The following is a 13,943-nucleotide window of genomic DNA, read 5'->3' as shown; positions in this document are numbered from 1 at the left end:
TCAGAAACCGAGCCGCCGCAGCTGCTTGGGGTCCCGCTGCCAGTCCTTCGCCACCTTCACATGCAGGTCCAGGAAGACCGGCGTGCCCAGCAGCGCCTCGATCTGCTTGCGGGACTTGATGCCGACGTCCTTCAGCCGCTTGCCCTTGGGGCCGATGATGATCCCCTTCTGGCTGGGCCGCTCGATGAAGACGTTGGCGTGGATGTCGAGCAGCGGCTTGTCGGCCGGGCGGTCCTCGCGCGGCAGCATCTCCTCCACGACCACGGCGATGGAGTGCGGCAGCTCGTCGCGGACGCCCTCCAGCGCCGCCTCCCGGATCAGCTCGGCGACCATGACCTGCTCGGGCTCGTCGGTCAGGTCGCCCTCGGGGTAGAGGGTGGGGCCCTCGGGCATGAGCGGGACGAGGAGGTCGGCGAGCAGGTCCACCTGCTGCCCGGCGGTGGCCGACACCGGGACGATCTCGGCCCAGCTGATGCCCAGCTCCTGTCCGAGCTGGTCGACCGCGATGAGCTGCTCGGCCAGCGTCTTGCCGTCCACCAGGTCGGTCTTGGTGACGACGGCGACCTTCGGGGTCTTCTTGATCCCGGCGAGTTCCTTGGCGATGAACCGGTCGCCGGGGCCGAGCTTCTCGTTGGCGGGCAGGCAGAAGCCGATCACGTCGACCTCGGCCCAGGTGGTGCGCACCACGTCGTTGAGCCGCTCGCCGAGCAGGGTGCGCGGCTTGTGCAGTCCCGGGGTGTCGACCAGGATCAGCTGGGCGTCGGGCCGGTGCACGATGCCCCGCACGGTGTGCCGGGTGGTCTGCGGACGGTTGGAGGTGATCGCCACCTTCTGCCCGACCAGAGCGTTCGTGAGGGTGGACTTGCCGGCGTTGGGACGGCCCACGAAGCAGGCGAAGCCGGCCCGGTGAACAACCTCTGCCGGTTCTTCGGATGACTGGGTACGAACGCTCATGGCGCCCATTGTCCCTGATCCACAGGGCCCCGCCGTACCAGCGTCCTGGCGTGCCCCCGACAGGCTCGGGCGGCACGGCGGGGACGGCTCACGGACGGTGAGGTCCGCGAAACCCGTACGCAACGAAACGTTACGGAAACACCCCTGTGCGCGAGCGGAAACGCGCGGCGGTGACGCTCGGACGAGCCCCCGCCCGTCGGAGACCCGTTGGAGACCGACCGTGCCCCTCGCCGCCGCCACCGTGGACACCGGTGACACCGCCTGGCTGCTCGCCGCCACCGCCCTGGTCCTGCTGATGACACCGGGCCTGGCCCTGTTCTACGGGGGCATGGTCCGCGCGAAGAGCGTGCTCAACATGCTGATGATGAGCTTCGTGTCGATCGCGCTGGTGACGGTGGTGTGGCTGGCGTGCGGCTACTCGCTGGCCTTCGGCGCCGACGCCGGCGGCGGGCTGATCGGCGGCCTGGAGCACGCCGGGATGGCGGGCCTGGGCCCGGACAGCGTGCGGGGCACGGTCCCCACCGTCCTGTTCGCCACCTTCCAGCTCACCTTCGCGATCATCACCGCCGCCCTGGTCAGCGGGGCGGTCGCGGACCGGGCGAAGTTCGGCGCGTGGCTGGTCTTCGTCCCCGTCTGGGCACTGCTCGTATACGTTCCGGTCGCGCACTGGGTGTGGGGCCCCGGCGGCTGGATCATGGACGAGCTCGGCGCCCTCGACTTCGCGGGCGGCCTGCCGGTCGAGATCACCTCCGGCGCCTCCGGGCTGGCGCTGTGCCTGGTGCTCGGCCCGCGGCTCGGGTTCAAGCGGGACGCGATGCGCCCGCACAACCTGCCGATGGTGGTGCTGGGCGCGGGGCTGCTCTGGTTCGGCTGGTTCGGCTTCAACGCGGGCTCCGCGCTCGGCGCGAACGGCCTGGCGGCCGCGGCCTTCCTCAACACCCTCGCGGCCGGCTGTACGGGTCTGCTGGGCTGGCTCTTCGTCGAGCAGCGGCGCGACGGCCACCCCACCACGCTGGGCGCGGCCTCCGGTGCGGTGGCCGGCCTGGTCGCCATCACCCCGTCCTGCGGCTCGGTGTCGCTGCTGGGCGCGCTGGTCGTGGGCCTGGCCGCGGGCGGCGTCTGCTCCTGGGCGGTGAGCTGGAAGTTCAGGCTGAACTACGACGACTCGCTGGACGTCGTCGGCGTCCACCTGGTCGGCGGGATCATCGGCACGCTGCTGATCGGCGTCTTCGCCACGTCCGCGATGACCGGCGGCGCCCAGGGTCTGCTGTACGGCGGCGGTCTCGCCCAGCTCGGCAAGCAGCTGGTGGCGGTGGTGGCCGTGGCCGGGTACGCCTTCGGGATGACGTACGGCATCGGCCGGCTGCTGGACCGGACGATGGGCCTGCGGGCGAGTGCCGAGCAGGAGCAGACCGGCCTGGACCTTACGGTGCACGCGGAGACGGCCTACGATCACGGGGTCCTGGGCCACGGCGCCCCGGTCGGCGCGTCCGCTCTCCCCACCGCTCAGAAGGTCAAGCCCCCGGCATGAAGCTCATCACCGCCATCGTCAAGCCGCACCGCCTCGACGAGGTCAAGACCGCCCTGGGGGACCTGGGCGTCCAGGGCCTGACCGTCACCGAGGCCAGCGGTTACGGCCGGCAGCGCGGCCACACCGAGGTCTACCGCGGCGCCGAGTACCAGGTCGACCTGGTGCCGAAGGTCCGGATCGAGGTGGTCGTGGCGGACGCGGACGCCGAGGCGGTGCTCGACGCGGTCGTCCGGGCCGCGCGGACCGGCAAGATCGGCGACGGCAAGGTGTGGGCGGTACCGGTCGAGACGGTCGTCCGGGTCCGCACCGGCGAACGCGGCCCGGACGCGCTCTGACCTCAGCCGGCGGTGACGGTCTCCCGGACCTCGCCGTCGGGCCCGGCCACCAGCACCGGCGTCTTCGGACCGCCCAGGTCCCGGACGGCCGCCAGGTCCTCGTCGGGCAGGGACGCGGCGCCGGTCACCACCGCCGCCGCCTCCAGCGAGGCCGCCCCGGAGGCCACCGCCATCGCCACCGCCGTCCGCAGCGCGCTGAGGTGCAAGGAGTCCAGGGCCACGGTGCCGGCGACGTAGGTACGGCCGGTCTCGTCGCGCACGGCGGCACCCTCGGGCACCTGGTTGCGGGCCCGCGCGGAACGGGCCAGGGTGACGATCTTCTTGTCCTCGGGGGCGAGCGCGCTGTCGGTCATGGAGTGAGCATACGAAAGCCCCGCGGCCGGCTACCCCGCCACCGGGTACATCGCCCCGCGCCGCCCCTCCGGGGAGGCCAGCCACGCCAGCTTGGCCGCGGTGTTCGCCTCGTCCAGCGGAGTGTGCAGCACGATGGTCAGGTCCGGCCGGGCGGGCACCTTCAGCGCCGTCGACTCCACGCACAGCAGCCCGGCCAGCGGATGCTCCAACTCCTTGCGCACCTGCCCGGCGTCCTCGACGTCCCGCTCGGCCCACAGCCGCGCGAACTCCTCCCCGGCCTCCGCCTCCAGCCGCCGCAGCACCTCCTGGAACCCCTCGTCGCGGGGCGCGGCCGAGCAGGCGGCGCGGAACTGGGCGACGACGGTACGGGCGTTGCGCTCCCAGCTCTTGGACCGGGCCCGGTACAGCGGGTCGGTGAAGAAGTCGACGACGCAGTTCTGCGTGGTGTCCGGGCGCATGCCGAGGACCATCGCGGCGGCGTCGTTGTACAGCACGCAGTTGTAGTACTGGTCCATGATGTGCGCCGGGTACGGCATCCAGGTGTCGATCAGCCGCCGCAGCCCCTCGCACATGTCCTTGCGGCCGGACTCCACCTCGGGCACCGGCGGGTTGAGCCCGGCGAGCAGGTACAGATGCCGCCGTTCGGCGTGGCTGAGCCGCAGTACCCGGGCGACGGCGTCCAGCACCTGCGGCGACACGGAGATCTCCCGCCCCTGTTCCAGCCACTGGTACCAGGAGGCGCCCACCCCCGCGAGCACGGCCACCTCCTCCCGCCGCAGCCCCGGCGTACGCCGCCGCCCACCGCCCTCCGGCAGCCCCGCCGCACCGGGCGTCACCCGGGCCCGCCGGCTCATCAGGAACTCCCGCAGCTCGTCCCGCCGCCCCCGCACCTCGCGCACGCGCTCCCCCTGTCCTGGTGGTGGCACCGACAGAGCCAACCACCCGCGCCCCCAACGCTATTCCTGGTGCTGTCACCACCAGCACAACTGCCCGCTCCCCACGCCCGTTCCGGGACCGCGAGGCTCGTCCGCATGACGATCGAAGCACCTTTCCCCGTCCCCGCTCCCCGGCTGTCGCCGCGGGACCGGCTGGTTCTGTTCGTGTTGTGCGCGGCGCAGTTCATGGTCGCGCTGGACTTCTCCGTGCTGAATGTCGCGCTGCCCGTGCTCGGGGCCGACCTGGGGATGAGTCCGGCGGTGCTGCAGTGGGCGGTGACCGCGTTCGCGTTGCCGTCCGGTGGTTTCCTGCTGCTGTTCGGGCGGGCCGGTGATCTGTTCGGGCGGCGGCGGCTGTTCCTGGCCGGACTCGCGCTGTTCGGGGCGGCCTCGCTGCTGGCGGCCTGCGCCTGGGACCCGGCGTCGTTCCTGACCGGGCGGGCGTTGCAGGGGCTGGGCGCGGCGGCGATCGTGCCGACCGGGATGTCGTTGCTGACGACGACCTTTCCGGAGGGTCCGGCGCGGGACCGGGCGCTCGGCATCTCGGGCACGCTGCTCTCGCTCGGGTTCACCGTGGGCATGGTGGCCGGCGGGGTGCTGACCGACCTGCTGGGGTGGCGGTCGACGATGGGGCTGCTGACGCTGTTCGTGCTGGTGGTGCTGCCGCTGGCGCCGGGGCTGCTGCCGGAGTCCCGGACGCCCGACCGGCCCCGGCTCGACGTGCCGGGCGCGGTGACCGTGACCGGTGGGCTGCTGGCGCTGGTCTACGCGCTGTCGACCGCCGCCGCGCAGGGCTTCGGGCGGGTGGACGTGCTGGTGAGCCTGGTGGTGGGCGCGGGGCTGCTGGGCGCGTTCGTGGTCGTGGAGTCGCGCAGTGCCGCGCCGCTGGTGTCGCTGCCGATGCTGCGGCGGCCCACGGTGGCCTGGGGCAACCTGGGTGGTCTGGTCACCTTCTCGATGATGTCGACGGTGGTCTTCGTGCTCACCCTCTACCTCCAGGACGTGCTGGGCCTGTCGGCGTTCGAGACCGGGCTGGTCTTCGGGGTGCAGGGCGTGCTGTCGGTGGTGGCGGGGTCGCTGGCGTCCCGGGTGGTCGGACGGTTCGGCGCCCGCCGTACGCTGGCCGGCGCGCTGGCCGGGCAGGGGCTGCTGAGCGCCGCGCTGCTCGGGCTCGGCGAGGGCGGCGGGTCGGTGTGGCTGGCGACGGCCGCCGTCTCGCTGGCCAGCATGTGCCACCTGGGCGCGATCGTCTCCTACGGCCTCACCGCCACCTCCGGGGTGCCCGACGAGGAGCAGGGGCTGGCGACCGGTCTGGTCACCTCCACCCAGCAGATCGGCACGACGGTCGGCATCCCGCTGCTGGGCGTGCTCGCCACCACCGCGGGCGACCTGATGTCGGGGGTGCGTACCGTGCTGGCGCTGGACGCGGCGATCGTGCTGGCGGCGGCCGGGCTCGTCGCGGCCGGGCTGCGCGGTCGGCGGCGGGCGGGGTCAGGGGCGGTCGAGGCGGAGGCGGTCGGCGCGCGGTAGGCCGGCCACGACCAGGTCGTAGGAGTCCTCGACCAGCTCCCGGACCATGCGGTCCGGGAGTCCGCCGTCGACCGTGACCGTGTTCCAGTGCCGCTTGTTCATGTGCCAGCCGGGGATGATCCGGTCCGGCCGCTCGGCGCGCAGCCGGACCGCGTCGTCCGGGTCGCACTTGAGGTTCACCGTGAGCGGGCGGGCGTCCAGGTCGGTCAGGGCGAACATCTTGCCCAGCACCTTGAAGACCGAGAACTCGGGGCCGAAGGGGAAGTCCTCCACCGCCGCGTTGAAGGACAGGCACAGGGCGCGCAGTTCCGGTCCGTTCATTCCGGCTCCGCCAGAACCGTGACGATCTTGTTCCGGCGGCCCGCGGCGGCCTCCGCGGTCAGCCGCAGACAGCGGCCGTCGGGCAGTTCGACCACGGCCGAGGCGCCCGCGATCGGCACCCGGCCCAGCGCCTTGGCCAGCAGACCGCCGACCGTCTCCACGTCCTCGTCGTCGAACGACTCCAGGCCGTACAGCTCGCCCAGGTCACCGATGTCGAGCCGGGCGGTGACCCGGTAGCGGTCCTCGCCGAGCTCCTGGACCGGCGGGAGTTCGCGGTCGTACTCGTCGGTGATCTCGCCGACGATCTCCTCCAGGATGTCCTCGATGGTGACGATGCCGGCCGTGCCGCCGTACTCGTCGATGACGACGGCGACGTGGGTGCGGTCCTTCTGCATGTCGCGCAGCAGGTCGCCGGCGTTCTTGGTGTCGGGCACGAAGTACGCCGGGCGCATCGCCGTCGACACCAGCTCGCTCTCCGCGTCCCGGCTGATGTGCGTCTTGCGGGCCAGGTCCTTCAGGTACACGATGCCGACGATGTCGTCCTCGCTGTCACCGGTGACCGGGATGCGGGAGAACCCGGAGCGCAGGGCGAGGGTGAGGGCCTGCCGGATGGTCTTGTAGCGCTCGATGACGACCAGGTCGGTGCGCGGCACCATGACCTCGCGGACCAGGGTGTCGCCCAGCTCGAAGACCGAGTGCACCATGCGGCGCTCCTCGGCCTCGATGAGGGACTCCTTCTCGGCGAGGTCGACCAGGGCGCGCAGTTCGGCCTCGGAGGCGAACGGGCCGCGGCGGAAGCCCTTGCCGGGGGTGAGCGCGTTGCCGATGAGGATCAGCAGCGGCGGGATCGGGCCCATGATCCGGGCCAGCGGCACCAGGACGTACGCCGCCGCCGTGGCCGTGTTCAGCGGGTGCTGGCGGCCGATGGTGCGCGGCGAGACCCCGACGGCGACGTAACTCACCAGCACCATCACGGCGATGGCGATCAGCAGGGCCTCGGTGGTGTTGCTGAACTCGTTGAGGCAGCCGTACGTCACCAGTGCCGCGGCGGCCATCTCGCAGGCGACCCGGACCAGCAGCGCCACGTTGAGATAGCGGGTCGGGTCGGCGGCGACCTTGGCCAGTTTGGCGCTGCCGCGCCGCCCGGAGCGGACGGCCTCCTCGGCGCGGAAGCTGGAGACCCGGGCGAGCCCGGCCTCCGCGCTGGCCGCGAGCCAGGCGACGACGACCAGGGCGACCGCGCCCGCGACGAGTGGCAGGCTCATGAGACGGTCGGGGCCGGGGACGGGCCGGTGAGGCCCTTCTCCGCGCGCCAGCCGTCCACGATGGCCGTCTGGAGGCCGAACATCTCGGCCTTCTCGTCCGGCTCCTCGTGGTCGTAGCCGAGCAGGTGCAGCACCCCGTGGACGGTGAGCAGTTGCAACTCCTCGTCCATGCTGTGCCGGGTCTCGGCGTCATTGCCCTGCTGCTCGGCGACCTCGGGGCAGAGCACGATGTCGCCGAGCAGACCCTGCGGCGGCTCGTCGTCGTCCTTGGCCGGCGGACGCAGCTCGTCCATCGGGAAGGACATGACATCGGTGGGGCCGGGGAGGTCCATCCACTGGATGTGGAGCTGCTCCATGGCGTCGGCGTCCACGACGATCACCGACAGTTCGGAGAGCGGGTGGATGCGCATCCGCGCGAGCGCGTAGCGGGCGATGTCGAGGATCGCCTGCTCGTCGACCTCGGTTCCGGACTCGTTGTTGACGTCGATCGACATGGTGGTGCTGGTCTACTTCCCCTGGGAGCCGTCGTACTTCTCGTAGGCGTCGACGATACGGCCCACCAGCTTGTGCCGGACCACGTCCCGGGAGGAGAGCCGGGAGAAGTGCACGTCCTCCACACCGTCCAGGATGTCCTGGACCTGGCGCAGCCCCGACTTGGTGCCGCCCGGCAGGTCGACCTGGGTGACGTCACCCGTGATCACGATCTTCGAGTCGAAGCCGAGGCGGGTGAGGAACATCTTCATCTGCTCGGGGCTGGTGTTCTGCGCCTCGTCCAGGATGATGAAGGCGTCGTTCAGGGTGCGACCGCGCATGTACGCGAGCGGTGCCACCTCGATCGTGCCCGCTGCCATCAGCCGGGGGATCGCGTCCGGGTCCATCATGTCGTGCAGCGCGTCGTAGAGCGGGCGCAGGTAGGGGTCGATCTTCTCGTAGAGGGTGCCGGGCAGGAAGCCGAGGCGCTCGCCGGCCTCGACCGCGGGGCGGGTCAGAATGATGCGGTTGACCTGCTTGGACTGGAGGGCCTGGACCGCCTTGGCCATCGCCAGGTAGGTCTTGCCGGTGCCCGCCGGGCCGATGCCGAAGACGATGGTGTGCTTGTCGATGGCGTCGACGTACCGCTTCTGGTTCAGCGTCTTGGGGCGGATGGTGCGGCCGCGCGAGGACAGGATGTTCTGCGTGAGCACCTCGGCCGGGGTCTCCTGGCCGTCGCTCTCCCCGTTCTCGCTCGCCTTGAGCATGGCGATCGAGCGTTCCACTGCGTCCTCCGTCATCGGCTGCCCGGTGCGGAGCACGAGCATCATCTCGTCGAACACGCGCTGGATGAGGGCGACGTCCGCCGGGTCGCCGCTCGCGCTGATCTCGTTGCCCCGGACGTGGATGTCGGCCGCCGGGAAGGCCTTCTCGATCACACGCAGGAGGGAGTCGCCGGACCCCAGGACGGTCACCATGGGGTGCTGGGCGGGGACGTTGAACCGTGCCCTCGTCTGCCGCTGCGCGGGAGTGTGAGCTGTGGGTGTCTGAGTCATGGGCCGGCGCTGAAGGCCTGCGGATCCTCCTCGTCATGGCCGCACGGCTGAGGTGCGGCCTCGCGTGTTCCAGGGTACGACGGGGCACCGACAACGCCGTAAGACTTTTCGTATCACTCCGGTCCGCTCACTGGGGTCCGCTCACTGCGGGGTGCGGAAGCCGATCGTCGGGACCGCGCGGCGCAGCGGCCAGGGCCGGGCCGTGTGGCCGGGGTCGTCGGGGAGCAGGGCGCCCAGGAAGGCGTACCGGGACAGCGCCGCCGGGTCCTGGCCGTCGAGCGACCGCACCTCGCGCCACCAGGCGGCGACCTCGGACCAGCCGGGCGCGGACAGCGAGCCGCCGAACTCCTGGACGGAGAGGGCGGCGGTCAGTCCGGCGAAGGCCAGCCGGTCGGCGAGCGGCCAGCCGGCCAGGGTGCCGGTGACGAACCCGGCGACGAAGACGTCCCCGGCGCCGGTCGGGTCCAGCGCCCGCACGGCGATGGCGGGGACCTCGGCGGTCTCCCCGGTGCGCCGGTCCACCGCGTAGGCGCCGTCCGCGCCGAGGGTGACCACGGCCAGCGGCACATGCTCGGTGAGGGCGTGCGCGGCGGCCCGCGGGCAGTCGGTGCCGGTGTAGCGCATCGCCTCCTCGGCGTTGGGCAGGAACGCCTCGCAGTGCGCGAGGTCGGGCAGCGCGGCCAGGTCCCAGGCACCGGTGTCGTCCCAGCCGACGTCGGCGAAGACACGGGTGCCGTGCCCGGCGGCGCGGGCGATCCAGGGGGCCCGGACGCCGGGGGTGAGGGAGGCGACGGCGGCCCGGGCGCGGGGCGGGCAGCCGGGGGCGGGCTGTTCCTCGGCGGGGGCCTCGTGGCCGTGCGAGACCATCGTGCGTTCGCCCTCGTAGGCCATCGAGACCGTGACCGGTGAGTGCCAGCCGGGGACGGTGCGGGAGGGGGACAGGTCGATGCCCTCGCCCTGTTCGAGCGCGTCCCAGCAGTAGTCGCCGTAGTGGTCGTCGCCGAACGCGGCGGCCAGTGAGGTGCGCAGGCCGAGGCGGGCCAGGGCGGTGGCCATGTTGGCGACGCCGCCCGGGCTGGAGCCCATGCCGCGGGCCCAGGACTCGGTGCCGCGCACCGGGGCGGAGTCGAGGCCGGTGAAGACGATGTCGAGGAAGACGGTGCCGGTGAGGTAGACGTCCATGGGCGGGTCGCCGGGGGCGCGCAGGGCGGCCAGCGGGTCGGTCCCCGGGCGGTGGTGGTGTCCCTCTCCGAAGGGCCCCTCGATGGGCGCGATGGACGCGGTCACGGTGTGCGCTCCCCTGACATGGTGCGGATCCAGACACGGTGCGGATCCAGGCCAGTCTGCATCACGGCACCGACAGCCCGTCCACTGTCGCACGCGGTGACGGGGAGCGGCGCACGCTGCTACCCGGTATTACAAATGCCAAACCGGTAAGTGAGCTTCATCATACTTTTCGGTTTCGCTCGCGCGCCCTCGTTCTTGATAGAAATTGCCCGCGCTCCCGTCCATCGACGGTCGTCGCCATTCCCTTTTTGCCCACTTCCTTTCGCATGCCCTGGGAACGCCCGTGTCTGCCCGCACCACTTCGTGGCCCCTGGTCGCCCTCTTCACGGCCGGGTACCTCCCCCCGTACCTGCTCCCCACCGCCGTCGGCCGGCTCGGCTCGGGACTCGAGCTGACCGCCACCGAGGCCGGCGCGGTCGGCAGCGCCCTGCTGCTCGGCTCCGCGACCGCCGGTCTCCTGCTCGCCGCCCGGGTGGAACGCGCCGGCCCGCGCGCCCTGGCCCGGGCCGGTCTCGCCCTGGCCGCCGCCGGCTACGGCACCGCCGCGCTCACCACCTGCGTCCCGGCCGTCGTGGCCGGTGTCGTCGCGGGCGGGATCGGCTCGGGCACCGCCACCACCGTCGCCGCCACCCGCGTCGCGGCCGAGAAGGACCCGCACCGCACCTCCACGTTCGGCCTGCTCACCGTGTCGGCGCTGGCCGCGGCGGTGTACCTGGCCGTACCGCGGCTCGGGCCCGGCCACGGCACACCGCTCGCCGCGATCGCGCTGACCGCGCTCGTCGTGTGGCCGCTGACCGCGCGGCTGCCCGGCCCGGCGCCGGACGTGCCGCCGGGTCACCGGCGGGCGCCGCTCCCCCACCGCCGCTCCGGCCTGGTGCTGGCCGCCGCGATGGTGTGCTGGTCGCTGGCGCAGAACTCCCTGTGGGGCGTGAGCAGCCGCATCGGCCTGGAACAGGCGCACCTCGGGGAGGCCGCGCTCGGCGCGGTGCTCGCGGCGGCGCTCGGCGCGGGGCTGATCGGAGTGCTGGCCGCGGGAGCGCTCGGCTCCCGGCTCGGGCGCGCGGTGCCGGTCGGCGCCGGGACGGTGCTGATCGCCGGGTGCATCGCGCTGACCGCGTCCGCGACCGGGCCGGTGTCCTTCACCGCCGGGGAGATCGCCTGGAACACCCTCTACCCGGTGGTGCTGTCCTACCTGATCGGCCTCGCCGCCTCGCTCGATCCGCGCGGCCGGTGGGCGGTGCTCATAGGGTCGGCGTCCTCGCTGGGCACCGCGGCCGGACCGCTGACCGGCAGTGTGCTGGCCGCGCAGGCCGGGTTCGCGGGCATGGGCGTGGTGCTCGGCACCGGGCTGCTGCTGATCGCCGTACCGATGACGGCGGTGGCCCTGCACGCCGGCGGGCGCCCGCTGCTGCCCGGCGCGGTGCGCCGGCGCGGCGGTCACCCGGCCGCCCTGGTCGCCGCCACTACCGGCACGCCGAGCGGCGCGGTGCCGGAGGTCGGCGCCCCGGAACAGCCGGTGGTGGAGATCCCGGTGGACGGCGCGGCCGTCCCGGTCCGGGGCGCCTACGGCCCGGCGGGCCCCCGGCAGCAGGGGTCCGGGACGGGCTGAACTACGGGAAGACGTACGCCTCCACCTCGGCGAGGTACCGCGCCCGCAGCTTCTCGTCGTCGTCCAGGAAGGAGGCGAGGAAGGAGTTGCGGGCCAGTTCGCGCAGGCGGTCCTCGGTGAGGCCGAGGGTGTCGCGGACGGCGTCGAAGTTGTCGCCCGCGTAGCCGCCGAAGTAGGCCGGGTCGTCGGAGTTGACCGTGCACAGCAGCCCGGCGTCGAGCAGCGCGGGCAGCGGGTGGTCGGCGAGGGTCTCGACGGTGCGCAGCCGGACGTTGGACAGCGGGCACAGGGTGAGCGGTACGCGGTCCCGCACCAGCCGCTCCACCAGCGCCGGGTCCTCGGCGCAGCGCAGGCCGTGGTCGATCCGCTCGACGCCGAGCACGTCCAGCGCCTCGGTGATGTAGGCCGGCGGGCCCTCCTCGCCGGCGTGCGCGACCCGGCGCAGGCCGAGGGCCGCGGCCTCGGCGTAGACCTCGCGGAACTTGGCCGGCGGGTGGCCGACCTCGGCGGAGTCCAGGCCGATACCGGTGATCCGGTCCAGGTACGGCCGGGCGGCGGTCAGCGTCTCCAGGGCCGCGTCGGCGGGCTGGTCGCGCAGGAAGCAGAGGATCAGCCGGGTGGAGACGCCGTGGTGGTGCTCGCTGCTGCCGAGTGCCCGCCACAGTCCCTCGACGACCGTGCCCAGCGGGACGCCCCGGGCGGTGTGCGCCTGCGGGTCGAAGAAGATCTCGGCGTGCCGCACGCCCTGCGCGGCGGCGCGGGCGAGATAGGCGTTGGCCAGATCCTCGAAGTCGCGCTCGGTGCGCAGGACCGCCATCAGTTCGTAGTACAGGTTCAGAAAGGACTGGAGGTCGGCGAAGCGGTACGCCTCGCGCAGCGCCTCGGTGTCCGGGTAACGCAGGGCGACCCCGTTGCGGGCGGCCAGCTCGAAGGCCAGCTCGGGCTCCAGGGTGCCTTCGATGTGCAGGTGCAGTTCAGCTTTGGGCAGGGGCATCAGAGAATCTTACGGGGGTTTCACCGACGTTTCGGAACTGGCACCCGGAGCAGGTCGTGGGCCACGGTCAGCTCCCCCCCGTATCCGGCGGCCCGCGCCTGCCGTGCGAACTCCTCGGGGTCGGAGTAGCGCTGGCTGAAGTGGGTGAGGACGAGATGGCGGACGCCGGCGTCGCGGGCCGCCCGGGCGGCCTGGCCGGCGGTGAGGTGGCCGTGCTCCTCGGCGAGCCTCAGATCCTCGTCGAGGAAGGTCGACTCGATGACCAGCAGGTCGCAGCCGTCGGCGAGGGCGTGCACACCGTCGCAGAGCCGGGTGTCCATGATGAACGCGAACCGCTGGCCGGGGCGGGCCTCGCTGACCTGGTCCAGGGTCACCCCGTGCAGGGAGCCCTCGCGCTGGAGACGGCCGACGTCCGGTCCCTGGATGCCGTGCGCGGCGAGCCGGTCGGGCAGCATGCGGCGGCCGTCGGGCTCGGTGAGGCGGTAGCCGTAGGACTCGACGGGGTGGGAGAGGCCGTGCGCGGTGAGGGTGTAGCCAGGGGTGCGGGCCAGCACCCCGTCGGTGTCGACCGGGGCCTCGGTGAGCGCGACCGTCTCGCGGTAGGCGGTGGCGTACCGCAGGCGGTCGAAGAAGCGCCGCCCGGAGCGGGGGTAGTGGGCGGTGACCTCGTGCGGGACCCGGTCGAGGTTGATCCGCTGGATCACGCCGGCCAGGCCCAGGCTGTGGTCGCCGTGGAAGTGGGTGACGCAGATCCGGTTCAGGTCGTGCGCGGCGACCCCGGCGCGCACCATCTGGCGCTGGGTACCCTCGCCGGGGTCGAACAGGATGCCGTCGCTGTCCCAGCGCAGGAAGTAGCCGTTGTGGTTGCGGTGGCGGGTGGGGACCTGGCTGGCGGTGCCGAGGATCACCAGTTCGCGGACGGACATCGGGTACCCGGGCTATCCGGGGGGCCACTGGAGGCCGCGGCCGCCCAGCACGTGCGCGTGGGTGTGCCAGACGGTCTGGCCGGCGCCGGCGCCGGTGTTGAAGACGATGCGGTAGCTGTCGAGTTTCTCGTCGTCGGCGACGGCCTGGGTTTCGCGCAGTACGTCGGCGGCGAGTTCCGGGGCGCCGGCCGCGAGGGCGGCGGCGTCCCGGTAGTGGGCCTTGGGGATGACCAGGACGTGGGTGGGGGCCTGGGGGTTTATGTCACGGAAGGCGACGGTCGTCGCGGTCTCGCGGACGATGGTCGCCGGGATCTGGCCGGCGACGATCTTGCAGAAGAGGCAGTCTTCCTGGGGTTCCCCTGGCATGCGGTTCCCT

Annotated in this window: 15 protein-coding genes; 4 read left to right on the top strand and 11 right to left on the bottom strand. The window is 72.7% G+C overall.

Annotation, left to right across the window (positions count from 1 at the left end):
- Window positions 1–954 (bottom strand): GTPase Era, encoded by a 954-nt coding sequence (gene era, locus AB0G32_RS25415; RefSeq protein ID WP_361167546.1) that lies wholly within the window; start codon window positions 952–954, stop codon window positions 1–3.
- 220 nt (window positions 955–1,174) lie between these two features.
- On the opposite strand from era, the gene AB0G32_RS25410 reads away from it, so the two are divergent.
- Both AB0G32_RS25410 and AB0G32_RS25405 read left to right on the top strand, forming a co-directional pair.
- Window positions 1,175–2,485, top strand: coding sequence for an ammonium transporter (locus AB0G32_RS25410; protein ID WP_361167543.1), 1,311 nt, complete (start codon window positions 1,175–1,177; stop codon window positions 2,483–2,485).
- The gene (locus AB0G32_RS25405; RefSeq protein WP_361167540.1) at window positions 2,482–2,820 is read left to right on the top strand and encodes a P-II family nitrogen regulator; all 339 of its coding nucleotides are present in this window, start codon (window positions 2,482–2,484) and stop codon (window positions 2,818–2,820) included. The genes AB0G32_RS25410 and AB0G32_RS25405 overlap by 4 nt, the downstream gene beginning before the upstream one ends.
- Window positions 2,821–2,822: 2 nt before the next feature.
- Here AB0G32_RS25405 and AB0G32_RS25400 read toward each other — a convergent pair whose 3' ends face one another.
- Together AB0G32_RS25400 and AB0G32_RS25395 are read right to left on the bottom strand one after the other, a co-directional pair.
- A complete protein-coding gene (locus AB0G32_RS25400) occupies window positions 2,823–3,173 on the bottom strand; it encodes a cytidine deaminase (RefSeq protein WP_361167538.1) in 351 nt (116 codons plus the stop codon).
- 30 nt (window positions 3,174–3,203) lie between these two features.
- Window positions 3,204–4,073, bottom strand: coding sequence for a helix-turn-helix transcriptional regulator (locus AB0G32_RS25395; RefSeq protein WP_361167535.1), 870 nt, complete (start codon window positions 4,071–4,073; stop codon window positions 3,204–3,206).
- 132 nt (window positions 4,074–4,205) lie between these two features.
- Here AB0G32_RS25395 and AB0G32_RS25390 point away from each other — a divergent pair, with 132 nt between their 5' ends.
- Entirely contained in the window at window positions 4,206–5,639 is a 1,434-nt protein-coding gene (locus tag AB0G32_RS25390; RefSeq protein WP_361167532.1) for an MFS transporter, read from the top strand.
- On the opposite strand, the gene AB0G32_RS25385 is transcribed toward AB0G32_RS25390, so the two are convergent.
- The 5 genes from AB0G32_RS25385 to AB0G32_RS25365 form a co-directional block, all read right to left on the bottom strand.
- Window positions 5,601–5,960 carry an MmcQ/YjbR family DNA-binding protein gene (locus AB0G32_RS25385; RefSeq protein WP_361167529.1) on the bottom strand — a complete coding sequence of 120 codons (360 nt, stop codon included), beginning with the start codon at window positions 5,958–5,960 and terminating at the stop codon, window positions 5,601–5,603. The two genes, AB0G32_RS25390 and AB0G32_RS25385, sit on opposite strands and share 39 nt — an antisense overlap.
- On the bottom strand, window positions 5,957–7,225 hold the full coding sequence (locus tag AB0G32_RS25380) for a hemolysin family protein (RefSeq protein WP_361167526.1): 1,269 nt from the start codon (window positions 7,223–7,225) through the stop codon (window positions 5,957–5,959). Before AB0G32_RS25380 ends, AB0G32_RS25385 begins: the two co-directional genes overlap by 4 nt.
- Complete coding sequence (gene ybeY, locus AB0G32_RS25375) at window positions 7,222–7,719, bottom strand: rRNA maturation RNase YbeY (RefSeq protein WP_361167523.1); 498 nt, start codon at window positions 7,717–7,719, stop codon at window positions 7,222–7,224. Before ybeY ends, AB0G32_RS25380 begins: the two co-directional genes overlap by 4 nt.
- A 12-nt stretch (window positions 7,720–7,731) precedes the next feature.
- Window positions 7,732–8,751 (bottom strand): PhoH family protein, encoded by a 1,020-nt coding sequence (locus AB0G32_RS25370; RefSeq protein WP_361167520.1) that lies wholly within the window; start codon window positions 8,749–8,751, stop codon window positions 7,732–7,734.
- A gap of 141 nt (window positions 8,752–8,892) precedes the next feature.
- The gene (locus AB0G32_RS25365; protein WP_361167630.1) at window positions 8,893–9,933 is read right to left on the bottom strand and encodes a PfkB family carbohydrate kinase; all 1,041 of its coding nucleotides are present in this window, start codon (window positions 9,931–9,933) and stop codon (window positions 8,893–8,895) included.
- A gap of 388 nt (window positions 9,934–10,321) precedes the next feature.
- Here AB0G32_RS25365 and AB0G32_RS25360 point away from each other — a divergent pair, with 388 nt between their 5' ends.
- Window positions 10,322–11,647, top strand: coding sequence for an MFS transporter (locus tag AB0G32_RS25360; protein WP_361167517.1), 1,326 nt, complete (start codon window positions 10,322–10,324; stop codon window positions 11,645–11,647).
- 1 nt (window position 11,648) lies between these two features.
- Here the strand turns inward: AB0G32_RS25360 and AB0G32_RS25355 are convergent, their stop codons facing one another.
- Genes AB0G32_RS25355 through AB0G32_RS25345 form a run of 3 tightly spaced genes read right to left on the bottom strand, consistent with a single transcriptional unit; the run spans window position 11,649 to window position 13,933 of the window.
- Window positions 11,649–12,641 (bottom strand): adenosine deaminase, encoded by a 993-nt coding sequence (locus tag AB0G32_RS25355; protein ID WP_361167514.1) that lies wholly within the window; start codon window positions 12,639–12,641, stop codon window positions 11,649–11,651.
- A gap of 20 nt (window positions 12,642–12,661) precedes the next feature.
- A complete protein-coding gene (locus AB0G32_RS25350) occupies window positions 12,662–13,567 on the bottom strand; it encodes a ribonuclease Z (protein ID WP_361167511.1) in 906 nt (301 codons plus the stop codon).
- Between the two features lie 12 nt (window positions 13,568–13,579).
- On the bottom strand, window positions 13,580–13,933 hold the full coding sequence (locus AB0G32_RS25345; protein ID WP_361167508.1) for a histidine triad nucleotide-binding protein: 354 nt from the start codon (window positions 13,931–13,933) through the stop codon (window positions 13,580–13,582).
- Window positions 13,934–13,943 lie beyond the last annotated feature (10 nt).

The organism is Streptomyces sp. NPDC023723, from assembly GCF_040639815.1.
Taxonomy (GTDB): domain Bacteria; phylum Actinomycetota; class Actinomycetes; order Streptomycetales; family Streptomycetaceae; genus Streptomyces.
Note: the sequence above shows the minus strand (reverse complement) of the source record. Positions and strands in the feature narration are given on the sequence as shown.

Excerpts from the sequence above, each read along its gene's own strand:
- AB0G32_RS25365 (WP_361167630.1), bottom strand. The coding sequence starts at position 9,933 with ATGGACGTCTACCTCACCGGCACCGTCTTCCTCGACATCGTCTTCACC.
- AB0G32_RS25380 (WP_361167526.1), bottom strand. The coding sequence starts at position 7,225 with ATGAGCCTGCCACTCGTCGCGGGCGCGGTCGCCCTGGTCGTCGTCGCC.
- AB0G32_RS25385 (WP_361167529.1), bottom strand. The coding sequence starts at position 5,960 with ATGAACGGACCGGAACTGCGCGCCCTGTGCCTGTCCTTCAACGCGGCG.
- AB0G32_RS25405 (WP_361167540.1), top strand. The coding sequence starts at position 2,482 with ATGAAGCTCATCACCGCCATCGTCAAGCCGCACCGCCTCGACGAGGTC.
- AB0G32_RS25345 (WP_361167508.1), bottom strand. The coding sequence starts at position 13,933 with ATGCCAGGGGAACCCCAGGAAGACTGCCTCTTCTGCAAGATCGTCGCC.
- AB0G32_RS25390 (WP_361167532.1), top strand. The coding sequence starts at position 4,206 with ATGACGATCGAAGCACCTTTCCCCGTCCCCGCTCCCCGGCTGTCGCCG.
- era (WP_361167546.1), bottom strand. The coding sequence starts at position 954 with ATGAGCGTTCGTACCCAGTCATCCGAAGAACCGGCAGAGGTTGTTCAC.
- AB0G32_RS25370 (WP_361167520.1), bottom strand. The coding sequence starts at position 8,751 with ATGACTCAGACACCCACAGCTCACACTCCCGCGCAGCGGCAGACGAGG.
- AB0G32_RS25355 (WP_361167514.1), bottom strand. The coding sequence starts at position 12,641 with ATGCCCCTGCCCAAAGCTGAACTGCACCTGCACATCGAAGGCACCCTG.
- AB0G32_RS25400 (WP_361167538.1), bottom strand. The coding sequence starts at position 3,173 with ATGACCGACAGCGCGCTCGCCCCCGAGGACAAGAAGATCGTCACCCTG.
- AB0G32_RS25350 (WP_361167511.1), bottom strand. The coding sequence starts at position 13,567 with ATGTCCGTCCGCGAACTGGTGATCCTCGGCACCGCCAGCCAGGTCCCC.
- ybeY (WP_361167523.1), bottom strand. The coding sequence starts at position 7,719 with ATGTCGATCGACGTCAACAACGAGTCCGGAACCGAGGTCGACGAGCAG.